The 23922-nt window shown below is 50.4% G+C and carries 21 protein-coding genes; 9 read left to right on the forward strand and 12 right to left on the reverse strand.

Translation table 11 applies throughout. The features are described 5' to 3' along the window. Positions 1–143 precede the first annotated feature (143 nt). Complete coding sequence (locus tag A7098_RS09525; RefSeq protein WP_000236982.1) at positions 144–587, reverse strand: acetyltransferase; 444 nt, start codon at positions 585–587, stop codon at positions 144–146. 156 nt (positions 588–743) lie between these two features. On the opposite strand from A7098_RS09525, the gene metA reads away from it, so the two are divergent. The 4 genes from metA to aceK all read left to right on the forward strand — a co-directional run bounded on the left by metA (position 744) and on the right by aceK (position 7009). Next, a complete protein-coding gene (gene metA, locus A7098_RS09530; RefSeq protein WP_001122790.1) occupies positions 744–1673 on the forward strand; it encodes a homoserine O-succinyltransferase in 930 nt (309 codons plus the stop codon). Between the two features lie 268 nt (positions 1674–1941). Continuing rightward, the gene (gene aceB, locus A7098_RS09535; RefSeq protein ID WP_105280713.1) at positions 1942–3543 is read left to right on the forward strand and encodes a malate synthase A; all 1602 of its coding nucleotides are present in this window, start codon (positions 1942–1944) and stop codon (positions 3541–3543) included. A 29-nt stretch (positions 3544–3572) separates the two neighbouring features. Further along, positions 3573–4877, forward strand: coding sequence for an isocitrate lyase (gene aceA / locus A7098_RS09540; RefSeq protein ID WP_105280714.1), 1305 nt, complete (start codon positions 3573–3575; stop codon positions 4875–4877). Between the two features lie 407 nt (positions 4878–5284). After that, positions 5285–7009 carry a bifunctional isocitrate dehydrogenase kinase/phosphatase gene (gene aceK / locus A7098_RS09545; protein ID WP_001137207.1) on the forward strand — a complete coding sequence of 575 codons (1725 nt, stop codon included), beginning with the start codon at positions 5285–5287 and terminating at the stop codon, positions 7007–7009. Between the two features lie 15 nt (positions 7010–7024). Here the strand turns inward: aceK and iclR are convergent, their stop codons facing one another. Beyond that, on the reverse strand, positions 7025–7849 hold the full coding sequence (gene iclR, locus A7098_RS09550; protein WP_000226416.1) for a glyoxylate bypass operon transcriptional repressor IclR: 825 nt from the start codon (positions 7847–7849) through the stop codon (positions 7025–7027). A 199-nt stretch (positions 7850–8048) separates the two neighbouring features. On the opposite strand from iclR, the gene metH reads away from it, so the two are divergent. Continuing rightward, positions 8049–11732, forward strand: coding sequence for a methionine synthase (metH, locus tag A7098_RS09555; RefSeq protein WP_105280715.1), 3684 nt, complete (start codon positions 8049–8051; stop codon positions 11730–11732). A gap of 169 nt (positions 11733–11901) precedes the next feature. Beyond that, on the forward strand, positions 11902–13533 hold the full coding sequence (locus tag A7098_RS09560) for a Na/Pi cotransporter family protein (RefSeq protein WP_000956836.1): 1632 nt from the start codon (positions 11902–11904) through the stop codon (positions 13531–13533). 89 nt (positions 13534–13622) lie between these two features. Here A7098_RS09560 and pepE read toward each other — a convergent pair whose 3' ends face one another. Beyond that, entirely contained in the window at positions 13623–14312 is a 690-nt protein-coding gene (gene pepE / locus A7098_RS09565; RefSeq protein WP_105280716.1) for a dipeptidase PepE, read from the reverse strand. 186 nt (positions 14313–14498) lie between these two features. Here pepE and A7098_RS09570 point away from each other — a divergent pair, with 186 nt between their 5' ends. The 3 genes from A7098_RS09570 (at position 14499) to rluF (ending at position 16070) form a co-directional block, all read left to right on the forward strand. Further along, complete coding sequence (locus tag A7098_RS09570) at positions 14499–14792, forward strand: type II toxin-antitoxin system CcdA family antitoxin (protein WP_032226504.1); 294 nt, start codon at positions 14499–14501, stop codon at positions 14790–14792. Then, positions 14792–15109 (forward strand): CcdB family protein, encoded by a 318-nt coding sequence (locus A7098_RS09575; RefSeq protein WP_000438801.1) that lies wholly within the window; start codon positions 14792–14794, stop codon positions 15107–15109. Before A7098_RS09570 ends, A7098_RS09575 begins: the two co-directional genes overlap by 1 nt. Before the next feature lie 88 nt (positions 15110–15197). After that, on the forward strand, positions 15198–16070 hold the full coding sequence (gene rluF, locus A7098_RS09580) for a 23S rRNA pseudouridine(2604) synthase RluF (protein ID WP_000936363.1): 873 nt from the start codon (positions 15198–15200) through the stop codon (positions 16068–16070). On the opposite strand, the gene A7098_RS09585 is transcribed toward rluF, so the two are convergent. From A7098_RS09585 to A7098_RS09625, 9 genes are all read right to left on the reverse strand, one after another. Continuing rightward, positions 16071–16343, reverse strand: a complete 273-nt coding sequence (locus A7098_RS09585) for a DUF3811 domain-containing protein (RefSeq protein WP_105280717.1) — start codon at positions 16341–16343, stop codon at positions 16071–16073. It lies immediately after the preceding gene. A 240-nt stretch (positions 16344–16583) separates the two neighbouring features. Then, entirely contained in the window at positions 16584–17735 is a 1152-nt protein-coding gene (locus A7098_RS09590) for a lipopolysaccharide N-acetylglucosaminyltransferase (RefSeq protein WP_105280718.1), read from the reverse strand. A 509-nt stretch (positions 17736–18244) separates the two neighbouring features. Then, positions 18245–18700 carry a hypothetical protein gene (locus tag A7098_RS09595; protein ID WP_105280719.1) on the reverse strand — a complete coding sequence of 152 codons (456 nt, stop codon included), beginning with the start codon at positions 18698–18700 and terminating at the stop codon, positions 18245–18247. Then, a complete protein-coding gene (locus tag A7098_RS09600; protein WP_105280720.1) occupies positions 18697–19404 on the reverse strand; it encodes a DUF4376 domain-containing protein in 708 nt (235 codons plus the stop codon). Before A7098_RS09600 ends, A7098_RS09595 begins: the two co-directional genes overlap by 4 nt. Then, positions 19401–21026: a phage tail protein gene (locus tag A7098_RS09605; protein WP_105280721.1), complete on the reverse strand. Its 1626-nt coding sequence runs from the start codon at positions 21024–21026 to the stop codon at positions 19401–19403. Before A7098_RS09605 ends, A7098_RS09600 begins: the two co-directional genes overlap by 4 nt. A gap of 2 nt (positions 21027–21028) precedes the next feature. Continuing rightward, a complete protein-coding gene (locus tag A7098_RS09610) occupies positions 21029–21661 on the reverse strand; it encodes a phage tail protein I (protein ID WP_105280722.1) in 633 nt (210 codons plus the stop codon). Then, positions 21654–22769: a baseplate J/gp47 family protein gene (locus A7098_RS09615; RefSeq protein ID WP_105280723.1), complete on the reverse strand. Its 1116-nt coding sequence runs from the start codon at positions 22767–22769 to the stop codon at positions 21654–21656. Before A7098_RS09615 ends, A7098_RS09610 begins: the two co-directional genes overlap by 8 nt. After that, the gene (locus A7098_RS09620) at positions 22760–23119 is read right to left on the reverse strand and encodes a GPW/gp25 family protein (protein ID WP_105280724.1); all 360 of its coding nucleotides are present in this window, start codon (positions 23117–23119) and stop codon (positions 22760–22762) included. Before A7098_RS09620 ends, A7098_RS09615 begins: the two co-directional genes overlap by 10 nt. A gap of 98 nt (positions 23120–23217) precedes the next feature. Then, positions 23218–23919 carry a phage baseplate assembly protein V gene (locus A7098_RS09625; protein WP_105280725.1) on the reverse strand — a complete coding sequence of 234 codons (702 nt, stop codon included), beginning with the start codon at positions 23917–23919 and terminating at the stop codon, positions 23218–23220. Positions 23920–23922 lie beyond the last annotated feature (3 nt).

Here is a 23922-nt window from a genome sequence, read left to right on the forward strand (position 1 = left end):
GAGTAGGGAACTGCCAGGCATCAGATAAAGCGAAAGGCCATCCGTAAGGATGGCCTTTTTGCGCTGGTGCAGAAAAATGCCGGATGCGACGCTGGTGCGTCTGATCCGTCCTACTCAGGGTTACGGTAGGGGGCAACAGTGCATTATTCCCCCACATACGCCAGATTCAGCAACGGATACGGTTTCCCCAGATCGTCGACTTCCGAACGTCCTGTAACCTTAAACCCCATCTTCTTATAGAACCCAACCGCCTGCGTATTTTGCTCATTAACGTTGGTTGTCAGTTCTGGTGCCCTTGAGAGCGCATGTTTCACCAGCATTCGACCCACGCCAGCGCCACGCACATCAGGATCGATAAACAGCGCATCCATATGCTGTCCGCTTAGCAACATAAACCCAACCGGCCGATCCCGCTCATTAACCGCGACCCACAATGGCGCTTCCGGCAGAAACGAACGTACCAGCTCTTCCAGTTCAGCCCGATACTCTGCTGATAAAAAATCATGGGTGGCATCGACAGAACGACACCAAATTGCAACCAGCTCTTCCCCTTCCTCATGCCGTGAGCGGCGAATACTAATAACCATTTTCTCTCCTTTTATTGGTGCTTATATCCTAACGCAATCTTTTCCTTGAAACTTTCTCACCTTCGACATGCAGGCTCGACATTGGCAAATTTTCTGGTTATCTTTAGCTATCTGGATGTCTAAACGTATAAGCGTATGTAAAGAGGTAATCAGGTTATGCCGATTCGTGTGCCGGACGAGCTGCCCGCCGTCAATTTCTTGCGTGAAGAAAATGTCTTTGTGATGACAACTTCTCGCGCGTCTGGTCAGGAAATTCGTCCGCTAAAGGTGCTTATCCTTAACCTGATGCCGAAGAAGATCGAAACTGAAAATCAGTTTTTACGCCTGCTTTCAAACTCACCTTTGCAGGTCGATATTCAGCTGTTGCGCATCGATTCCCGTGAATCGCGCAACACGCCCGCAGAGCATCTGAATAATTTTTACTGCAACTTTGAAGATATTCAGGAACAGAACTTTGATGGTCTGATTGTAACTGGCGCGCCACTGGGTCTGGTGGAGTTTAATGACGTCGCTTACTGGCCGCAGATCAAACAGGTGCTGGAGTGGTCGAAAGATCACGTCACCTCGACGCTGTTCGTCTGCTGGGCGGTACAGGCCGCGCTCAATATCCTCTACGGCATTCCTAAGCAAACCCGCACCGACAAACTCTCTGGCGTTTACGAGCATCATATTCTCCATCCCCATGCGCTTCTGACGCGTGGCTTTGATGATTCATTTCTGGCGCCACATTCGCGTTATGCAGACTTTCCGGCAGCGTTGATTCGTGATTACACCGATCTGGAAATTCTGGCGGAGACAGAAGAAGGGGACGCATATCTGTTTGCCAGCAAAGATAAGCGCATTGCCTTTGTAACGGGGCATCCGGAATACGATGCGCAAACGCTGGCACAGGAATATTTCCGCGATGTGGAAGCCGGGCTAAATCCGGATGTTCCGTATAACTATTTCCCGCACAACGACCCGCAAAACAAACCGCGAGCGAGCTGGCGTAGCCACGGCAATTTGCTGTTTACCAACTGGCTCAACTATTACGTTTACCAGATCACGCCATACGATCTACGCCATATGAATCCTACGCTGGATTAATCTTCTGCTGAGCTCGATCGTTAAGCGATTCAGCACCTTACCTCAGGCACCTTCGGGTGCCTTTTTTATTTCCGAAACACACCGCAACAGGTGAATAAATTTTATTCTTATTGTTATCAGTAAGTTAAATACAATTTAAATTAAAAATGGAAATTGTTTTTGATTTTGCATTTTAAATGAGTAGTCTTAGTTGTGCTGAACGAAAAGCGCACAACGATCCTTCGTTCACAGTGGGGAAGTTTTCGGATCCATGACGAGGAGCTGCACGATGACTGAACAGGCAACAACAACCGATGAACTGGCTTTCACAAGGCCGTATGGCGAGCAGGAGAAGCAAATTCTTACTGCCGAAGCGGTAGAATTTCTGACTGAGCTGGTGACGCATTTTACGCCACAACGCAATAAACTTCTGGCAGCGCGCATTCAGCAGCAGCAAGATATTGATAACGGAACGTTGCCTGATTTTATTTCGGAAACAGCTTCCATTCGTGATGCTGGCTGGAAAATTCGCGGGATTCCTGCGGACTTAGAAGATCGTCGGGTAGAGATAACTGGCCCGGTAGAGCGCAAGATGGTGATCAACGCGCTCAACGCCAATGTGAAAGTCTTTATGGCCGATTTCGAAGATTCACTGGCACCAGACTGGAACAAAGTGATCGACGGGCAAATTAACCTGCGTGATGCGGTTAACGGCACCATCAGTTACACCAACGAATCCGGCAAAATTTATCAACTCAAACCCAATCCGGCTGTTTTAATTTGTCGGGTACGCGGTCTGCACTTGCCGGAAAAACATGTCACCTGGCGCGGCGAAGCGATCCCAGGCAGCCTGTTTGATTTTGCCCTCTATTTCTTCCACAACTACCAGGCGCTATTAGCAAAAGGCAGCGGTCCCTATTTCTATCTGCCGAAAACCCAGTCCTGGCAGGAAGCGGCCTGGTGGAGCGAAGTCTTTAGCTATGCCGAAGATCGCTTTAATCTGCCGCGCGGCACTATCAAGGCGACGTTGCTGATCGAAACGCTGCCTGCCGTGTTCCAGATGGATGAAATTCTCTATGCGTTGCGCGACCATATTGTTGGTCTGAATTGCGGTCGCTGGGATTACATCTTCAGCTATATCAAAACGTTGAAAAACTATTCCGATCGTGTCCTGCCAGACAGACAGGCTGTGACGATGGATAAACCGTTCCTTAATGCCTACTCACGCCTGTTAATCAAAACCTGCCATAAACGCGGCGCATTTGCGATGGGCGGCATGGCGGCGTTTATTCCGAGCAAAGATGAAGAGCGCAATAACCAGGTGCTCAACAAAGTGAAAGCGGATAAATCGCTGGAAGCGAATAACGGTCACGATGGCACATGGATCGCCCATCCAGGCCTTGCTGATACCGCAATGGAGGTTTTCAACGACATCCTCGGCTCCCGCAAAAATCAGCTTGAGGTGATGCGCGAACAAGACGCGCCGATTACCGCCGATCAACTGCTGGCACCTTGTGACGGTGAACGCACCGAAGAAGGTATGCGCGCCAATATTCGCGTAGCCGTCCAGTACATCGAGGCATGGATCTCCGGCAACGGTTGTGTGCCGATTTATGGCCTGATGGAAGATGCGGCGACGGCTGAAATCTCCCGTACTTCCATCTGGCAGTGGATCCATCATCAAAAAACCTTGAGTAATGGCAAACCGGTGACCAAAGCCCTGTTCCGCCAGATGCTGGGGGAAGAGATGAAGGTCATTGCCAGCGAACTGGGCGAAGAGCGTTTCTCCCAGGGGCGTTTTGACGACGCCGCACGCCTGATGGAACAGATCACCACTTCTGATGAGTTAATTGATTTCCTGACCCTGCCAGGCTACCGCCTGTTAGCGTAAACCACCACATAACTATGGAGCATCTGCACATGAAAACCCGTACACAACAAATTGAAGAATTACAGAAAGAGTGGACTCAACCGCGTTGGGAAGGCATTACCCGTCCGTACAGCGCGGAAGATGTGGTGAAATTACGCGGTTCGGTCAATCCGGAATGTACGCTGGCGCAACTGGGTGCGGCGAAAATGTGGCGTCTGCTGCACGGCGAGTCGAAAAAAGGCTACATCAACAGCCTCGGTGCACTGACTGGCGGTCAGGCGCTGCAACAGGCGAAAGCGGGTATCGAAGCGGTTTACCTGTCTGGCTGGCAGGTAGCGGCGGACGCTAACCTGGCGGCCAGCATGTATCCGGACCAGTCGCTCTACCCGGCAAACTCGGTGCCTGCAGTGGTGGAGCGGATCAACAACACCTTCCGTCGTGCGGATCAGATCCAGTGGTCTGCTGGCATTGAGCCGGGCGATCCGCGCTATGTCGATTACTTCCTGCCGATCGTTGCCGATGCGGAAGCCGGTTTTGGCGGTGTACTTAATGCCTTTGAACTGATGAAAGCGATGATTGAAGCCGGTGCAGCGGCAGTTCACTTCGAAGATCAGCTCGCTTCAGTGAAAAAATGTGGTCATATGGGCGGCAAAGTGCTGGTGCCGACTCAGGAAGCGATCCAGAAACTGGTCGCTGCGCGCCTGGCTGCCGATGTTACGGGAGTACCAACCCTGCTGGTTGCTCGTACCGATGCCGATGCGGCGGATCTGATCACCTCCGATTGCGACCCGTATGACAGCGAATTTATTACCGGCGAGCGTACCAGTGAAGGCTTCTTCCGTACTCATGCTGGCATTGAGCAAGCGATCAGCCGTGGTCTGGCGTATGCGCCGTATGCCGACCTGGTTTGGTGTGAAACTTCCACGCCAGACCTGGAACTGGCGCGTCGCTTTGCGGAAGCTATCCACGCGAAATATCCGGGCAAGCTGCTGGCTTATAACTGTTCGCCGTCGTTCAACTGGCAGAAAAACCTCGACGACAAAACTATTGCCAGCTTCCAGCAGCAGTTGTCGGATATGGGCTACAAATTCCAGTTCATCACCCTGGCCGGTATCCACAGCATGTGGTTCAACATGTTCGACCTGGCAAACACCTATGCGCAGGGTGAAGGTATGAAGCACTATGTTGAGAAAGTGCAGCAGCCGGAATTTGCTGCCGCGAAAGATGGCTATACCTTCGTTTCTCACCAGCAAGAAGTGGGTACGGGTTACTTCGATAAAGTGACGACCATTATTCAGGGCGGCACGTCGTCAGTTACCGCGCTGACCGGCTCCACCGAAGAATCGCAGTTCTAAGCAACCTACAAACGTTGCTGACTGTAGGCCGGATAAGGCGTTTACGCCGCATCCGGCAATCAGCGCCTGATGCGACGCTTGCGCGTCTTATCATGCCTACAAATGTTGCAGACGCGTAGGCCGGATAAGGCGTTTACGCCGCATCCGGCAATCAGCGCCTGATGCGACGCTGACGCGTCTTATCATGCCTACAAATGTTGCAGACGCGTAGGCCGGATAAGGCGTTCACGCCGCATCCGGCAATCAACGCCTGATGCGACGCTTGCGCGTCTTATCAGGCCTACAAATGTTGCTGACTGTAGGCCGGATAAGGCGTTCACGCCGCATCCGGCAATCGGCGCATGATGCCTGATGTGACGCTTGCGCGTCTTTTCCGGCAATTCTCTGCTCCCTGATGAGGGCGACAAATGCCGCGTGGCCTGGAATTACTGATTGCACAAACGATTTTGCAAGGTTTTGACGCCCAGTATGGTCGATTCCTCGAAGTGACTTCCGGGGCGCAGCAGCGTTTCGAACAAGCCGACTGGCACGCTGTCCAGCAGGCGATGAAAAACCGTATCCATCTTTATGATCATCACGTTGGTCTGGTGGTGGAGCAATTGCGCTGTATCACCAACGGGCAAAGCACGGACGCGGCATTTTTACTACACGTCAAAGAGCATTACACCCGGCTGTTGCCGGATTACCCGCGCTTCGAGATTGCGGAGAGCTTTTTTAACTCCGTGTACTGTCGGTTATTTGACCACCGCTCGCTTACTCCCGAGCGGCTTTTTATCTTTAGCTCCCAGCCAGAGCGCCGCTTTCGTACCATTCCACGCCCACTGGCGAAAGATTTCTACCCCGATCACGGCTGGGAATCTTTGCTGATGCGCGTTATCAGCGACCTGCCGTTGCGTCTGCGCTGGCAAAATAAAAGCCGTGACATTCATTACATCATTCGCCATCTGACGGAAACGCTGGGGACAGACAACCTCGCCGAAAGCCATCTACAGGTGGCGAACGAACTGTTTTATCGCAATAAAGCCGCCTGGCTGGTGGGCAAACTGATCACGCCTTCCGGCACGTTGCCATTTTTGCTGCCGATCCACCAGACGGACGACGGCGAGTTGTTTATTGATACCTGCCTGACGACGACCGCCGAAGCGAGCATCGTCTTTGGCTTCGCGCGTTCTTATTTTATGGTTTACGCGCCGCTGCCCGCTGCGCTGGTCGAGTGGTTACGGGAAATTCTACCGGGCAAAACGACCGCAGAATTGTATATGGCCATTGGCTGCCAAAAGCACGCTAAAACCGAAAGCTACCGCGAATATCTCGTTTATCTACAGGGCTGTAATGAGCAGTTCATTGAAGCGCCGGGTATTCGCGGAATGGTGATGTTGGTGTTTACGCTGCCGGGCTTTGACCGGGTATTCAAAGTCATCAAAGACAAGTTCGCGCCGCAGAAAGAGATGTCTGCTGCTCACGTCCGCGCCTGCTATCAACTGGTTAAGGAACACGATCGTGTTGGCCGAATGGCGGATACCCAGGAATTTGAAAACTTTGTACTAGAGAAGCGGCATATTTCCCCGGCATTAATGGAATTACTGCTCCAGGAAGCGCCGGAAAAAATCACCGATCTTGGAGAACAAATTGTGATTCGCCATCTCTATATCGAACGGCGGATGGTGCCGCTCAATATCTGGCTTGAGCAAGTTGAAGGGCAGCAACTGCGCGACGCTATTGAAGAGTATGGCAACGCCATTCGCCAGCTTGCCGCCGCCAATATCTTCCCAGGCGACATGCTATTTAAAAACTTTGGCGTCACTCGTCACGGTCGCGTGGTGTTTTATGATTACGACGAAATTTGCTACATGACGGAAGTTAATTTCCGTGACATCCCGCCGCCGCGCTACCCGGAAGACGAACTCGCCAGCGAACCGTGGTACAGCGTCTCGCCAGGCGATGTTTTCCCGGAAGAGTTCCGTCACTGGTTATGTGCCGATCCGCGCATTGGCTCGCTGTTTGAAGATATGCACGCTGACTTGTTCCGCGCCGATTATTGGCGCGCCTTACAAAAACGTATCCGTGAGGGGCATGTAGAAGATGTCTATGCTTATCGGCGCAGGCAGCGGTTTAGCGTGCGGTTTGTATAAATCGGAGGCGAAAAGTTACCGCATTCCACCATATGCCAGCGTCACTTCCTTCGCCGCTTTAATCACCATCGCGCCGAACTCGGTTACGCGGTCATCGGTAATACGTGAAATCGGCCCGGAAATCGAAATTGCGGCAAACGGTTCGCGGTGCTCATCGAAAATACACGCCGCGAGACAACGCAGTCCCAGCGCATGTTCCTCATCATCAAACGAATAACCTCGTTTGCGCGTTTGCGCGAGATCTTCTTTTAAATGCACAGGAGAAACCAGCGTTGCGTGGGTATAGGCATGTAAACCTTTGCGATGCAGCAGCTTCGTCACCTGGTCTTCGCTCAGTTGGGCTAAAAAGGCTTTACCGGCACCGGAAGCGTGCATCGGTAATTTACCGCCGATAGGGGCGGACATACGCATCAGATGCGTACACTGTACCTGGTCGATAATAATCGCTTCGTGATCGCTTTGATCGAGCACCGCCATATTGACCGTTTCGCCAGACTCTTCCATCAGATTACGCAGAATAGGATGGACAATAGCTAACAAATTACGGCTCTGGAGAAAGCTGCTGCCGACCATAAAAGCATGTGCGCCTATCGCCCAGTGACCCAGTTCGCCAACCTGACGGACAAAGCCTTGTTGCTGCATGGTTGTGAGCAATCGATGGGTAGTAGAGTTGGGTAATCCGGCTTGTTGCGCCAGTTCGGTTAACGCCACGCTGCCATTGGATTCGGCAATCCACTCCAGTAATTTCAGCCCACGCGTTAAAGACTGAACCTGTCCAGTCGCAGGTGTGGTGGCAACGGCGGGTTTTCTGCCGCGTTTTGCGGGAATGGGTGCGACCATGACAGCCTCCTTTTTCTGTATCGTGGAAATCATTTTCATTTTTATTGTTAGCTAATGCAATAGTTACTGAACTGATCCGATGAGTTAATGTTGAACAAATCTCATGTTGTGTGGTGGTCGCTTTTACCGCAGATGCGTTTATGCCAGTATGGTTTGTTGAATTTTTATTAAATCTGGGTTGAGCGTGTCGGGAGCAAGTGTGAGCAGCAAAGTGGAACAACTGCGTGCGCAGTTAAATGAACGTATTCTGGTGCTGGACGGCGGTATGGGCACCATGATCCAGAGCTATCGACTGAACGAAGCCGATTTTCGTGGTGAACGCTTTGCCGACTGGCCATGCGATCTCAAAGGCAACAACGACCTGCTGGTGCTCAGTAAACCGGACGTGATCGCCGCTATCCACAACGCTTACTTTGAAGCAGGCGCGGATATCATCGAAACCAACACCTTCAACTCCACGACCATTGCGATGGCGGATTACCAGATGGAATCCCTGTCGGCAGAGATCAACTTTGCTGCGGCGAAACTGGCGCGTGCCTGTGCCGACGAGTGGAGCGCCCGCACGCCGGATAAACCGCGCTATGTTGCCGGCGTTCTCGGCCCAACCAACCGCACAGCATCTATTTCTCCGGACGTAAACGATCCGGCATTCCGTAACATCACCTTTGATCAGCTGGTGGCAGCCTATCGCGAATCCACCAAAGCACTGGTGGAAGGCGGTGTAGACCTGATTCTGATTGAAACCGTCTTCGACACCCTCAACGCCAAAGCGGCGGTATTTGCGGTGAAAACGGAGTTTGAAGCCCTGGGCGTTGAACTGCCGATTATGATCTCCGGCACCATTACCGACGCCTCCGGGCGCACGCTCTCCGGGCAAACCACTGAAGCGTTTTACAACTCTCTGCGCCATGCCGAAGCCCTGACTTTCGGCCTCAACTGTGCACTGGGGCCAGACGAACTGCGCCAGTACGTTCAGGAGCTGTCGCGTATAGCAGAATGTTACGTCACTGCGCACCCGAACGCCGGGCTGCCTAACGCCTTTGGTGAATACGATCTCGACGCTGACACGATGGCAAAGCAGATTCGCGAATGGGCGGAAGCGGGCTTCCTGAATATCGTCGGCGGTTGCTGCGGCACTACTCCTCAACATATTGCGGCGATGAGCCGTGCAGTAGAAGGATTAGCGCCGCGCAAATTGCCGGAGATCCCCGTAGCCTGCCGTTTATCAGGCCTGGAGCCGCTGAACATTGGCGACGATAGCCTGTTTGTGAACGTGGGTGAACGCACCAACGTCACCGGTTCCGCTAAGTTCAAACGCCTGATCAAAGAAGAGAAATACAGCGAGGCGCTGGACGTGGCGCGTCAGCAGGTGGAAAACGGCGCACAGATTATCGATATCAATATGGATGAAGGGATGCTCGACGCCGAAGCGGCGATGGTGCGTTTCCTCAGCCTGATTGCGGGTGAACCAGATATTGCCCGCGTGCCGATTATGATCGACTCCTCAAAATGGGAGGTCATTGAAAAAGGTCTGAAGTGTATTCAGGGCAAAGGCATTGTTAACTCCATCTCAATGAAAGAGGGCGTTGATGCCTTTATCCATCACGCGAAACTGTTGCGTCGTTACGGTGCAGCAGTGGTGGTGATGGCCTTTGACGAACAGGGACAGGCCGATACCCGCGCGCGGAAAATAGAGATTTGCCGTCGGGCGTACAAAATCCTCACCGAAGAGGTTGGCTTTCCGCCGGAAGATATCATCTTTGACCCGAACATCTTCGCGGTCGCAACTGGCATTGAAGAGCATAACAACTACGCGCAGGATTTTATCGGCGCGTGTGAAGACATCAAACGCGAACTGCCGCACGCGCTGATTTCCGGCGGCGTTTCCAACGTTTCCTTCTCGTTCCGTGGTAACGATCCGGTACGCGAAGCTATTCACGCAGTGTTTCTCTACTACGCCATCCGTAACGGTATGGATATGGGGATCGTCAACGCCGGGCAACTGGCAATTTACGACGATCTACCCGCCGAGCTGCGCGACGCGGTGGAGGATGTGATCCTCAACCGACGCGACGATGGCACTGAGCGTTTACTGGAGCTTGCCGAGAAATATCGCGGCAGCAAAACCGACGACACCGCTAACGCCCAGCAGGCGGAGTGGCGCTCGTGGGAAGTGAATAAACGTCTGGAATACTCGCTGGTAAAAGGCATTACCGAGTTTATCGAGCAGGATACCGAAGAAGCCCGCCAGCAGGCTACGCGCCCGATTGAAGTGATTGAGGGCCCGTTGATGGACGGCATGAACGTGGTCGGCGATCTGTTCGGCGAAGGAAAAATGTTCCTGCCGCAGGTGGTCAAATCGGCGCGCGTAATGAAGCAAGCGGTGGCGTATCTCGAACCGTTTATCGAAGCCAGCAAAGAGCAGGGCAAAACCAACGGCAAGATGGTGATCGCCACCGTGAAGGGCGACGTCCACGATATCGGTAAAAATATCGTTGGCGTGGTGCTGCAATGTAATAACTACGAAATTGTCGATCTCGGCGTGATGGTGCCTGCGGAAAAAATTCTCCGCACTGCCAAAGAAGTGAATGCCGATTTGATTGGCCTTTCGGGGCTGATCACGCCGTCGCTGGACGAAATGGTTAACGTGGCGAAAGAGATGGAGCGTCAGGGCTTTACTATTCCACTATTGATTGGCGGTGCGACGACCTCAAAAGCGCACACGGCGGTGAAAATCGAGCAGAACTACAGCGGCCCGACGGTGTATGTGCAGAACGCTTCACGCACCGTTGGCGTCGTGGCGGCGCTGCTTTCCGATACTCAGCGTGATGACTTTGTCGCTCGTACCCGCAAAGAGTACGAAACCGTGCGTATTCAGCACGGGCGCAAGAAACCGCGCACGCCACCAGTCACGCTGGAAGCGGCGCGTGATAACGATTTCGCTTTTGACTGGCAGGCTTACACGCCGCCGGTGGCACACCGTCTCGGCGTGCAGGAAGTCGAAGCCAGCATCGAAACGCTGCGTAATTACATCGACTGGACGCCGTTCTTTATGACCTGGTCGCTGGCCGGGAAGTATCCGCGCATTCTGGAAGATGAAGTGGTAGGCGTTGAGGCGAAACGCCTGTTTAAAGACGCCAATGACATGCTGGATAAATTAAGCGCCGAAAAAACGCTGAATCCACGCGGCGTGGTTGGTCTGTTCCCGGCAAACCGTGTGGGCGACGACATTGAAATCTACCGCGACGAAACACGCACCCATGTGATCAACGTCAGCCACCATCTACGCCAACAGACGGAAAAAACCGGCTTCGCCAACTACTGCCTTGCGGATTTCGTGGCACCAAAGATTTCTGGTAAAGCGGATTACATTGGCGCATTTGCCGTGACTGGCGGGCTGGAAGAGGACGCGTTGGCAGAAGCGTTTGAAGCGCAGCACGATGATTACAACAAAATCATGGTGAAAGCCCTTGCCGACCGTCTGGCTGAAGCCTTTGCGGAGTATCTCCATGAGCGGGTACGTAAAGTTTACTGGGGTTATGCGCCGAACGAGAACCTCAGCAATGAAGAGCTGATCCGCGAAAACTATCAGGGAATCCGCCCGGCACCAGGCTACCCAGCCTGCCCGGAACACACGGAAAAAGCCACCATCTGGGAGCTGCTGGAAGTGGAAAAACACACCGGCATGAAACTCACGGAATCTTTCGCGATGTGGCCTGGTGCTTCGGTTTCGGGTTGGTATTTCAGCCACCCGGACAGCAAGTATTACGCCGTGGCGCAAATTCAGCGCGACCAGGTGGAAGACTATGCCCGCCGTAAAGGCATGAGCGTTGCTGATGTTGAACGCTGGCTGGCGCCGAATCTGGGGTATGACGCGGACTGATTCACAAATCTGTCACTTTTCCTTACAACAAACAGGGCGCTCAATGAGTGCCCTGTCTCTTTATTAATATGAAACACTTATACTGGTCTTATATCGAACCGGAAAAGCGCAGCTCGCCCCCTTCGGTATCTGTTTCAGGAGCATATAACGATAAGGAGAACCTGAACTCGTGTTAACACTGCTTCACCTGCTTTCTGCCGTCGCCCTGCTGGTCTGGGGGACACATATTGTTCGTACCGGCGTAATGCGCGTCTTCGGTGCGCGCCTGCGTACCGTCCTCAGCCGGAGCGTCGAAAAGAAGCCGCTCGCCTTTTGCGCGGGGATAGGCGTTACCGCACTGGTACAGAGCAGTAATGCCACCACCATGCTGGTGACGTCGTTTGTCGCTCAGGATCTGGTTGCCCTTGCACCCGCGTTGGTCATTGTGCTGGGGGCAGATGTCGGGACGGCGCTAATGGCGCGTATTCTTACCTTCGATTTATCCTGGCTGTCACCGTTACTTATTTTTATCGGCGTGATTTTTTTCCTCGGACGCAAACAGTCGCGCGCCGGGCAACTGGGGCGCGTCGGTATCGGTCTTGGGCTGATTTTGCTGGCACTGGAGTTGATTGTGCAGGCAGTAACACCGATCACCCAGGCTAACGGCGTTCAGGTGATCTTTGCCTCGCTGACTGGCGATATTTTACTGGATGCGCTGATTGGCGCGATGTTCGCCATTATCAGTTACTCCAGTCTTGCCGCCGTACTGCTGACCGCCACCCTGACCGCCGCAGGCATTATCTCCTTCCCGGTGGCGCTCTGCCTGGTCATCGGCGCTAACCTCGGCTCCGGCCTGCTGGCGATGCTCAACAACAGTGCCGCCAATGCCGCTGCACGTCGCGTGGCGCTGGGTAGCCTGCTGTTTAAGCTGGTGGGAAGCCTGATTATCCTGCCGTTTGTCCATGTTCTGGCTGAATCCATGGATAAACTGCCTTTGCCAAAAGCGGAACTGGTTATCTATTTCCACGTCTTCTACAACCTTGTGCGCTGTCTGGTAATGCTGCCATTTGTTGACCCGATGGCGCGGTTTTGCAAAACGATTATTCGCGATGAACCCGAACTGGACGCCCATCTGAAACCGAAACATCTGGACGTTAGCGCGCTGGATACGCCAACGCTCGCCCTGGCCAATGCGGCGCGCGAAACATTGCGCATCGGTGACGCAATGGAACAGATGATGGAAGGGCTGAATAAAGTGATGCACGGCGCACCTCGTGAAGAGAAAGAGCTGCGCAAGCTGGCGGATGATATCAACGTGTTGTATACCGCGATTAAACTTTACCTGGCACGGATGCCAAAAGAGGAACTGGCGGAGGAAGAGTCTCGTCGCTGGGCGGAAATCATAGAAATGGCGCTCAATCTGGAACAGGCTTCCGATATTGTCGAGCGTATGGGCAGCGAAATTGCTGACAAATCGCTGGCAGCGCGGCGGGCATTTTCGATTGATGGGTTGAAGGAACTGGATGCGCTCTATGAGCAATTGCTCAGCAATTTAAAGCTGGCTATGTCGGTTTTCTTCTCTGGCGATGTCACCAGCGCCCGTCGTTTACGCCGCAGTAAGCATCGTTTTCGCATTCTTAATCGCCGTTATTCCCACGCTCACGTCGATCGCTTGCATCAGCAAAACGTGCAGAGTATTGAAACCAGTTCGTTACATTTAGGCTTGCTGGGAGATATGCAGCGTCTGAACTCGCTGTTTTGTTCGGTGGCTTACAGCGTGCTGGAACAGCCAGATGAAGATGAGGGGCGGGACGAGTATTAATACAGGAACCCTGTAGGCCTGATAAGACGCGTCAAGCGTCGCATCAGGCATTGTGTACAAGATGCCGGATAATGCATCCGGCAATTTACTTAAAAACGGTGCCCGGCTTCCAGCGGTACTGCTTCCTCACCCGCTTTAAACACATAGGTGGTATTCGGGTCGCCCAGCGTAGCGTGACCTTTACTCACCGTGATCCAGTTACCTTCCGGCAGACCAATAATCGTCAACTCTGGCGCAACCACCAGCAGTTCGCGAATACGCTGCTCGCGTGTTTCACCTTTGTGGCCTTCCGGCAGCGCGTTGGTGAAGTGCGGGTTGATTTGCAGCGGGAACAGATTTAGCGCATCGAAACCTTGCGGATCGACAATCGGCATATCGTTGGTGGTGCGGATAGTTGGGCAAGCGAGGTTAGCGCCTGCGCTCCAGCCAATATACAGCGCGCCGCGTTTCACCACGTCAACAATTGGTGCCAGCAGACCGCGCACACGACATTCCTTCAGTAACTGGAAAGTGTTGCCACCGCCGACAATCACGATTTCCGCATTTTCAATCGCGGCAACAGGATCGGCAACACTATGAATACCGGTGACAGAAACACCCAGCGGAGCGAGAACCGCAGCCGTTTTGGTGGTGTAATCATCCCAGGTTTGCGTTACGCCAGCGAAAGGAATAAACACCGCTGAACGGCGACCCTGCAACTGTTCAGCAATCAGCGGCAGCGCATGTTCCAGCCAGGCTTTTCCCGGCAGCGTCGAGTTACTCAATAAAAGCAGTTCCATTACTTCTCCGGTTAGTAAGAAATCACGGGAGCCATGCTACCACCGCGAATTTCACCACTTACTGACATGGCTCACGATGTCGTGTATTGCTTCTGGAAAGCGCCTCGCAAGTTTGAATGATCAGGCGTGACAGGTATTCGCGACAGAGGTATTTTTCGACAAATTTCTAAGGGAACTGGAGGAAAAATGCTCGCTAATTACGCTACTTTTAGACAGAGTATGCGCATCATGATGGAGGGAATTATGCGCACAATGTCGAAGGTTAAAAAATCTGTCAATGTTTCGCTGCCACCAGAGATTTTGGAAGAGGCACGTAAACTCAAACTCAATCTCTCGGCGGTATTAACCGAAGCGTTACTGGAAAAAATACGTCAGAATCACAGAGAAACCTGGTTGCGAGAAAACAAAGAATCCGTCGACGCAGTTAATCAGTGGGTGGATGAGAACGGTTCATTTAGCGATTACCAAAGGTCATTCTAATGGAGCAATATTGTGCTTATGAAAACCTGGGGAGTGGGCGGCATGTTTATCCTTATCTCATCAATCTCCAACATCCTGTCGCCAATGTATTAAAGCATGCCATTGTTGCTCCGGCGATCCGACTTGATCAGCTACCTGGCGGTAAACCGCCGGTAAAAGTTTGTCCGGTGGTTTCAATTGCTGGCCTGGACCACATGGTGATGACTCATATGATGACAGGAATACCGCTAAAAGAGTTGGGAGAACGTATAGCTGATCTTAGTCAACAGCGAATCGTACTGCGTGATGCTATCGATTTTCTATTAAACGGCTATTAATGCTGGCACGTAACTTATCGTATCCCGCATAAATCCTGTTTTTCAGGAGGAGGAGGTACGGTATATTCCGCGTTTTACAGGAGAATTTATGCTGCCCGACTCATCAGTCCGTTTAAATAAATACATCAGCGAAAGCGGAATTTGCTCACGCCGCGAAGCGGATCGCTATATCGAGCAAGGCAATGTGTTCCTTAATGGCAAGCGTGCCACCATTGGCGATCAGGTGAAACCCGGTGACGTTGTAAAAGTAAACGGTCAACTGATTGAGCCACGGGAAGCCGAAGATTTAGTGCTTATCGCCCTGAATAAACCTGTTGGCATTGTCAGCACCACCGAAGATGGCGAGCGAGATAACATTGTCGATTTCGTTAATCACAGTAAACGCGTCTTCCCGATTGGTCGCCTGGATAAAGACTCTCAGGGACTGATTTTCCTCACCAATCACGGCGATCTGGTGAATAAGATCCTCCGTGCGGGTAATGACCATGAGAAAGAGTATCTGGTGACGGTGGATAAACCGATTACCGATGAATTTATTCGTGGCATGGGCGCAGGCGTGCCGATCCTCGGGACGGTGACCAAAAAATGCAAAGTCAAAAAAGAAGCGCCATTTGTCTTTCGCATTACCCTGGTGCAGGGGCTGAACCGACAGATTCGTCGCATGTGTGAGCACTTTGGCTACGAAGTGAAGAAGTTGGAACGCACACGCATCATGAACGTCAGCTTAAGCGGCATTCCACTGGGCGAGTGGCGCGATTTAACTGACGATGAACTCATCGATCTTTTTAAGCTCATCGAAAATTCCTCTTCCGAGGCAAAACCCAAAGCGAAGGCCAAACCGAAAACGGCGGGTATCAAGCGCCCGGTGGTGAAGATGGAAAAAACGGCGGAAAAAGGGAGTCGCCCGGCATCAAACGGTAAGCGTTTCACCTCGCCGGGGCGGAAGAAAAAAGGGCGTTAATCAGCGTCTGCCGCGCGTCGATGTATTTGCCGACCAACTGAATGACGCTTCAGGGTCCGGTTTGTAAGCCTGCATTTTCTTCAACTGGCGGGCTTTTTTCGCCTCAGCCTCACGCTCAACCATCAGCTTATCAATGTACTCTTTTTTAATGCTGTTGGTTTCGGCATTGGTCAACACACGACCATGCGCAATACGCGCCCGATCCAGTAGCGTCTTTAATTCGCGCTGTTCACGCTCGGTCATCTCTTTTTGTGTAATACGGGGGAGTGCCATGATGGTGCCCTCAGTGAGCCAGAATGTTCAGTGTACGGGAATTTACCCCAGAGCAGAATAGGAGAATGAGTCAGGATGTTTTTTTTGAAAAAATTATCCATTTGACTGTTTCTTTTAATTCGTGGCTTCAGATCTGGTTGTGATTTTAGGATAAACAGTAATATACCGGGCATACAGCCCGGTATTGTTTTTATCCATATCAGTAATATTTTTTTCAAAATAAAATTCGTCACTAAAGTTCTAATTAGAACAGTCAAACCAATTGCTAATTACAGTTTCAAACTTGTGAGTAACTTGCCACCATAAATAATTTTCTAGGACAAATTGTTTTCCGTGATGGGCAATACTAAGTAAATCAGGATTGTTAAGTGTTTTTTCTATATCCACAGCAATCGTTTCTGGTGTCATCGGCTCTTGCAGGTGATAGCCAGTATCTTTATCTTTTACAAATTCTATCATTCCACCTCGAGTACTCACCAGTACAGGTTTACCTGCGCTCATAGCTTCTATTGCCACCATACAAAATGGCTCCTGAAATTGAGATGGAATAACAACTAAATCAGCCAAAGAATAATAGCGATGCATTTCCTCAGGAGCGACACCTCCTAACATATGGCAGTGTGAACCTAGTTGTTTTGCTAATTCTCGAATTTTCTGTTGGTAAATTCCTTTTTCCCCCTTACTTTTGCTCGCATAATCCCCTATAACAACCAGTTCTATATCATCACGGGTTCTGATGAGTAGTTCAAACGCCTGTAAAAGTAACATCAATCCTTTTTCAGGAGATATTCTTCCCGCATAAAATACAATCTTCTTTTCAGGGGGTATGTTCAGTTCAGAACTGTTGATTTTTACATGGTGCTTATCCGTATTATATGGATCTGTTCCATTTGGGACTATAGCGATATCTGCATCAGGAAGAAACCCCTGATAATAGTCTTTTAAATAGTTACTGGGGACGAGCATTTTGACATTATCATCCATTCCTTTTGGCTCATAAGCGTTATGCATATGCATCACTATTTTTGCATGAGGTGAACGCTCACGAATCTGGCGATATAATTTCATGCTATTATGTACAACGATTACACTGTTATCCGTAATATTGAAATCGTTAGCGATATTCAAAATTCGTTGAGAATAAGGCAGGGGATCTATACGCGTCAATTTCTGAAATATGCGTTTATAAATTCGACTGAACCCGATGCGATGAATTGAGCATCGTTCACTGACAGTGGTGATATCAGAATAACCTTCTTCTTTTATACAAACAATTCTATTCGGTATTCTTGTCATCTTAGCAACCTGATAAATCCAGGTTTCTACAGCAGCTGCGCAACGTGGAGGAATGGAAAAAATTGGCGTAACAGTGAAAATTATTTTATCAACCATGACGTATTATCCTTTCTATTGTTATTTTGCGTTATTGAATTTTTATAAGCAAATGAGGAATCAGTGTATATGCATAGTATGTGAATGTTATCCTACTTAAGCCTCTATCTTTATGGTGTGCCAGCGGCAACGTGTTATCTGACTCATTTTTATTAGTGATAACCTTACTTTTCCAGAGGAGTGAGATAGTAAACACGCTGTTTCCTCGCATCGTCTATGAGGGTATCAAAAGGACAAACTATATTTGAAGTGATTTATAACGCAATATATTTATGTTTAAAAATCACTTTTTATTCTTCGCGTGAATGTTTTGTTTGGGACAATATTTTTTATAAATATGTTATAGTCTAATTCTATATAGCCAAGCGGAATAATTCTCCATTTTCGGTCAGACCTTTCGGGGTAAGGCGCAGAAGCCATTTTCTCTGTCTGACTGTGCTTGCACCGGGGAGGTGTCCGTATAGGCTATTTAGCGTATATAAGGAACCGGGCATTGTGCCCGGTGTGATTTAAGGATGGGATTGCCAGCTACTTACTAAGGCATACAAGTGATTTGGTGAGTATCGCCAGCTATCTTTTAATTGCAGGAATTCAGCACAAAATTCACTGCAAAACAGGCGATCGCACTGTTCTTTATTGCCGGTGATAATTCCTAAGGCTCCGCGCCAGTCGTATTTTTTGCCATCATGTTTATGGAAAAACGTTTCCACGTCCTGAAGGCAGGCCTGGAGCGGCAGCATATCCCACTTATCTGGCGGTAAAGGCATTATCTTTCCCCGAACGCCGCGATCGCGTAGTGATGCAGAGTAACAAAGGTAACTCTTTTCACCATGCTTAACGGCTAATTCACAGTGGGAATAACTACCACGTGTCACTTTACGGGTAAACCAGTCAGCCAGTCGGGCAATACCACGGTGCTCTGTTCGGCCCTTATAACAAGCGAGCCAGACAGTGGTTTTACTCATGGTTGCCAGCCTGTGGAGTAATCGTAGTCGAGCACCGCCTGAATATCGTCCAGTGCTTCCACCGCCGCGATATGGTGCTGAGCGTTGGCGAATAAGCGCATATCGTGATCCATTGTTACCGATTCAAACTGGGCGGCGATTTCGTTGGTTAACTCGATCAGACCGTTATTTTTAGTTTTCCACATTAAACCTGGTGGAATTTTTTTCTCCGCTCCCATTTTTGTGAGTGAGATCTGTTGAATTCGGCTGTTTGTATCACTGTGGAAGTGATGGTCGTTGATGATGATGTAGTTGGTTGTGATGGTATCGCGTTGATTTTTGATTGCAGAGTATTTCGCCTCTTTAGCATCGGTTATAGATGGTTGCCATTTTTCACCATCCCAACGTTCAAAAGAACCTGATGGGGCAATGATGGTGACAGTTTCAGGTAATTGACCCAATTCTTGAATAATAAGCTGGCTACCATCAACTTTGTTATAAACAGTTTGCCCGCGATGATCTTCAATGTGCTCCCATTTTTCATTCACCCAAACAGGAGTAAAACCTGAAACCTTTTCGGGTGGTGAATTTAATGTGCAATGATTTGGCAAACCTGTATTAGGTGCAATGTATGCATCAGACTCACCGATATATTCTTGGGTGTCTTGTGAAAAATTATAAACAGTCAGTATTTGAGCTTCATCGGAAAATGTAAAAGTATTCATGCTAGCCTCACAATATAATTGAATGCGATATTTTTAACGGTGTTTTCGGTATTGCCGGTATTATTAATGGTTATAGAGTGATTATGGGCCCCAAGTGGAATTGAATGTGAATGGGTACCAATTGAAAGTTCATGTGTATGGCTACCCAATGCGATAGTATGTGCATGGGTACCAATGGCTGTAGTATGAGAGTGATCACCTACTGCATCGGTATTAACAAAATCATAACGAGAGTCACCGATAGAATCAGCGGTTAGTGCATTGCCACCGTAATCAGCATCACCTTTACATGTTATTTGATGTGAATGGCCACCTGTGCTGGTCGACGATTTACTTCCGTGATTGAACGACGATGTTGTCTTAGAGCCAAGATCAGAGGCAGATACCGTTTTGTTTCCAAAATCAAAAGATGATGTTGCTTTTGTCCCTAAATCCGTACTAGAAATACTGCCCGTATGGTTGTGCGATTTAACCCCATCCAGTTCAGTAGATAATATATTACGCCCACTGCTGGTTTTCCCTTTAATTATCCATCCACGCATATCAGGGATGACGCCAGACGGATATGCAATTGCCAGTTTGGGATATGAGGCTTTATTAAATGTCTGACCTGTCATCAGGGCGTAGCCAGAAGGTACAGAATCAGACGGCCAAGGAATAGGCATCCCTACAGGGCAGCTTTCCGCAGCACTAGCCTTATCATACGCCGCCTTCACCGCACTCGGCGTAGCCGCCTCCGTCGTACTGTTGCTATCCGTCGCATTACTAAGCTTCACAATCCCTTTTTGTGTCAGGGTGCCGTCCGGAATACCCGTAATCTGCCCCCAGGGGTGTGTATGACTACCCGCAGCCTTACCGTTCGCCAGGTCATACGCCGCCTTCACCGCGCTCGGTGTCGCCGCCTCTGTCGTGCTGGTGCTATTGGTCGCATTATTAAGCTTCACAATCCCTTTTTGCGTCAGCGTACCATCCGGTATATCAGTAATCTGACTCCAGGTATGACGATGATTTCGAGCCTCAATCATTGCCGCTTTCACCGCTTTTGGCGTAGCCGCTTTGGTTTCGTCATCACTGTCAGTGGCGTTACTTAACTGCGTAAAGCCTTTTTGCGATAACGTAGCATCAGGGTGATTAGTCGAACGTTCATGTTCATCCAGTTGCGAATCAACATAATCCCGTGTTGCCAGCACAATACTGGGATCAACGGTGAGCGTTACCGCTGCCGTATTGGAAACTTCCATAATGAGACGAATGCAAACTTGCTTACCGCTGCCGCCGGGTAATAGCGGTTTATACGACTCCGGGAATTTACCGATAGCAATGAGTTCACCATCGGTATCAAAAACACCGACTTCACGTACATACCAGCCGCCGATATTTTCTGGCAGTACAAGTTCCGCAATTAACCAGTTAGGATTATTAGGCGCAACTGTTAATGTATTTAAATCACCGCGCCATACTTCATGGCGTAATTTAGTTTGGCTGACGGTGGGTTCATAATATTGCCCTCCGCTGTCGCCAACAGCCATTTTTTGTAGATGAAGCTGTTTTTTATCCGCCAGGGCATTGGCAATTTTTGCCATCCCTCTGTCAGTGAGTAGAGTATAAAACTCATTATCCATAATTACTCCGGGTAAATATATGTAATTTCAAGGCTCCATTGCCCTGCTCCGTAATAGATTGATGTGTTTTGCTGTACTTCCCGTATCTGGAAAGGTAAAACCGTCGTCAGTTCACCACCATAAAGCGCACAGCCAATAACAGGAATAGCACTTTGGTTAATGATCCAGACGATTAATGCTTCCAGTTTTGAACGTGTATTTTTATATTCATGAATGAGTTCTACCAGATTATTGAAAAGGTTTTCATCCATGCCTTTATCCACCAGCTCTATATCAACCTTAAAAAAATAAGCCTTTCCCTCATATTCAAACCATTCTGAAATAGTTCCTGGTAGAGAAAGTATTTCCAGTACCCGCCGTACCGCCCAAATCGTTCCTTTATATTTATGCAGCTCAATGGCTTGCTTAATTAACTCTCGCTTCTCCCGTTCATCAGTGGTAAATAACCAACCTTCCAGCCCCTGAACGTGAAATTGTTCTGCAAGGGCAGGTAATGCCGAAGCATCAACTAGGTCTACCAGATAAACCATCAACGCCGTCAGATCGAGTTGGGCAAAACGCTCGGCGGCGATATTTGCCAGAGTTGAAAAACGCTCATCGCTGGCAAGCGGCGGTGGCGGCAGCAATTTATCCATCGCTGACTCCGGCAATCGTGACGTCTATCGCGGTGCATTCCGCCCACTCATGCGCCTGCAAAATACGTTTTGTGGGCATGTTCAGCACAACGTCATAGACGCCATCGACCTGCAATACTTTGATTATCTGGTTTGGCACAATGTCCTGTCCCAGATGTGTCTGCCGCTGTTGCGTCCAGAGGCTAATCGCTTTACGCGCCGCAGCCAGCGTTGTCTCCTGATCGGCAGTGGTAAACAGTGTGAGCTGCGCACGGATCTCATACGGCACCCTAACGGCGCATTTCGCACTTACTTTGTCGGTCAGCGGACGTTTTTTCTCCTTACTAACCTCCAGTTCAATTTGCGCGAGCAGTTCCACGCCCGGCAGACCATTCAGCGTTAGCGGGTAGATCTCCACGCAGCCTTCTGGTAATCCTTCGTCCGGCCCCAGGACCGCAACGTCAATAATCGACTGGCTTACGGAAAGCGTATGAAAGCGGTAGGCACCATAGCTACCCGCATTACTGAAACTTTCCGGCGCCAGTTGGATCCGTTGGCGCAGTGCGTCATCACTCTCTTCACCGCAGCCGCCCGTTGAAGCAGTCAGGTTGGTTACGTTGATATCGTAATAACCAATCCTGTCAACAAGGGCGCTAATTTGTGCAGGCTGCCAGCCATTGCCCGCTTCGCCTGTTGTCAGACTGGTGGCGGGAACGGCGATATGCAAACTTCCCGCCGGAATCAGAACATCTTCATCGGTAGCAAACATCACGCTGTCAGAGGCGCTGGCTCGTGTTCCTTGGGGGATCAGGATGTTGCTTGTATACGCATTGACTACCGAAAACTGCAACGTCGTTTTTGCTGGCTGCGCAGGTAAGCGGTGAACGCCCACCAGTTCCCCTAAATAATCCAGCATTGGCGCGCGGGAATACGCGACCAGGTTCTGTTTCGCCGCTTCCTGAATGGCGATGCGTACAAGGTTTTCACGATAGGCAAAAAGGTCAATCAGCAACCGCTCGGCCTGTGCCGGGTAGAGCTTTTTGCCGCTGGCATCTTCGTACTGCGCAATCATCTCGCTGGTAATTTGCGCAGGATCGCGGTCAATAAAATTGGGTTCGGCTATCGCCATAACACCTCCGTTGAGTTGATTACGCCGTCAGCGGTGCGCCATTGCACACGTAACGTCAGATGTTCCCCGTCGATTACCGGTGTCACCTTCAGCAACCGGCAGCGCGCTTCCCACTGGCGAATGGCCTCTACCGACTCCCGTACCACATGCGGGATCGCCCGCTCGATGGGATAATCGATGTAGTGCCACAAGTTGCTACCAAACAGCGGTCTGTGGGGATCACTGCCGCGCGGTGTGCGCAGAATGATGTGTATTGCCTGGTGAATATCATCCAGTCCGCAGACGTATTCTTCAGGCCGCTGCAAGGCGGGTTGCCAGTGCAGCGTAGAGGGGCGTGTTTTCGTGTTCATGAGGGCATTTTCGCCCTGAACAGGCGGAGGAGATATTAAAGCGGTTTAGAAAACTGGTTGATTAAAAAGAGAAAACCCGCCATCAGGCGGGTTAAAAGTCAGTGTGAATGGTGGTTGGAGTTGCCACCGCTGTCCTGCAATGTGCCGCTGGCCTGCACGTTACCAATCACGTTGACATTGCCGGTTATCGTGGCGGCATTACCGATGCCTCCACTTCCTGCCATGCCACCCAGCCAGGTCAGTTTTTTCATCACCGTTACGTTGCCGGTAAAGGTACTGAGCGGTGCGTCTACCGTTACAGTCATCGCTTTAACATCCACCTTACTGGCTTCAATGCTGACATCGGTGGCTTTCACATCAACAGTGTCGGAAGTCACGGTGACGTGTTGGGCTTTAACCTCAACGTTGGGCGATGTCAGGCGGGTACGGTCGATAACCTCAATCACGATTTTTTCAATGCCGCCATTAATCGTAAGCTGGTGGGTGCTGCGGTCATATTCAAACGCTGCGCCATCGGAAAACTGGACATACCTTTTATCGCGCGATGCTACTGGCGCGGTATCTACCGTTGAATATACTGCGCCCAGCACTACTCCATCTTCACCGTTATCATCCAGCAGAACTTCCACCTGCTCTCCCATATCCGGTAGCCAGTAGTCTTTATTGTCCTGAGAATTGCGCTGCAGCACCGCAAGCCAGTTACTCTTCAGATTGTCACACTCTGGTAGCGTGACCCGCACCCGAACGCTGGTTTCGTCAATATCACTGATAATCCCCGTTTGCCGGGTTACTCCTTTCATATT

Origin of the sequence: Escherichia sp. MOD1-EC7011 (genome assembly GCF_002965005.1) — a bacterium.
In the GTDB taxonomy this organism is placed as follows: Bacteria; Pseudomonadota; Gammaproteobacteria; order Enterobacterales; family Enterobacteriaceae; genus Escherichia; species Escherichia ruysiae.

What these genes read in the sequence shown, in the direction of transcription:
- aceK (WP_001137207.1), top strand. Translation starts at nt 5,285, where the DNA reads ATGCCGCGTGGCCTGGAATTACTGATTGCACAAACGATTTTGCAAGGT.
- A7098_RS09610 (WP_105280722.1), bottom strand. Translation starts at nt 21,661, where the DNA reads ATGGATAAATTGCTGCCGCCACCGCCGCTTGCCAGCGATGAGCGTTTT.
- A7098_RS09570 (WP_032226504.1), top strand. Translation starts at nt 14,499, where the DNA reads ATGCTCGCTAATTACGCTACTTTTAGACAGAGTATGCGCATCATGATG.
- A7098_RS09590 (WP_105280718.1), bottom strand. Translation starts at nt 17,735, where the DNA reads ATGGTTGATAAAATAATTTTCACTGTTACGCCAATTTTTTCCATTCCT.
- aceB (WP_105280713.1), top strand. Translation starts at nt 1,942, where the DNA reads ATGACTGAACAGGCAACAACAACCGATGAACTGGCTTTCACAAGGCCG.
- A7098_RS09605 (WP_105280721.1), bottom strand. Translation starts at nt 21,026, where the DNA reads ATGGATAATGAGTTTTATACTCTACTCACTGACAGAGGGATGGCAAAA.
- A7098_RS09600 (WP_105280720.1), bottom strand. Translation starts at nt 19,404, where the DNA reads ATGAATACTTTTACATTTTCCGATGAAGCTCAAATACTGACTGTTTAT.
- A7098_RS09625 (WP_105280725.1), bottom strand. Translation starts at nt 23,919, where the DNA reads ATGAAAGGAGTAACCCGGCAAACGGGGATTATCAGTGATATTGACGAA.
- A7098_RS09615 (WP_105280723.1), bottom strand. Translation starts at nt 22,769, where the DNA reads ATGGCGATAGCCGAACCCAATTTTATTGACCGCGATCCTGCGCAAATT.
- iclR (WP_000226416.1), bottom strand. Translation starts at nt 7,849, where the DNA reads ATGGTCGCACCCATTCCCGCAAAACGCGGCAGAAAACCCGCCGTTGCC.
- rluF (WP_000936363.1), top strand. Translation starts at nt 15,198, where the DNA reads ATGCTGCCCGACTCATCAGTCCGTTTAAATAAATACATCAGCGAAAGC.
- aceA (WP_105280714.1), top strand. Translation starts at nt 3,573, where the DNA reads ATGAAAACCCGTACACAACAAATTGAAGAATTACAGAAAGAGTGGACT.
- A7098_RS09595 (WP_105280719.1), bottom strand. Translation starts at nt 18,700, where the DNA reads ATGAGTAAAACCACTGTCTGGCTCGCTTGTTATAAGGGCCGAACAGAG.
- pepE (WP_105280716.1), bottom strand. Translation starts at nt 14,312, where the DNA reads ATGGAACTGCTTTTATTGAGTAACTCGACGCTGCCGGGAAAAGCCTGG.
- A7098_RS09585 (WP_105280717.1), bottom strand. Translation starts at nt 16,343, where the DNA reads ATGGCACTCCCCCGTATTACACAAAAAGAGATGACCGAGCGTGAACAG.
- metA (WP_001122790.1), top strand. Translation starts at nt 744, where the DNA reads ATGCCGATTCGTGTGCCGGACGAGCTGCCCGCCGTCAATTTCTTGCGT.
- A7098_RS09525 (WP_000236982.1), bottom strand. Translation starts at nt 587, where the DNA reads ATGGTTATTAGTATTCGCCGCTCACGGCATGAGGAAGGGGAAGAGCTG.
- A7098_RS09575 (WP_000438801.1), top strand. Translation starts at nt 14,792, where the DNA reads ATGGAGCAATATTGTGCTTATGAAAACCTGGGGAGTGGGCGGCATGTT.
- A7098_RS09620 (WP_105280724.1), bottom strand. Translation starts at nt 23,119, where the DNA reads ATGAACACGAAAACACGCCCCTCTACGCTGCACTGGCAACCCGCCTTG.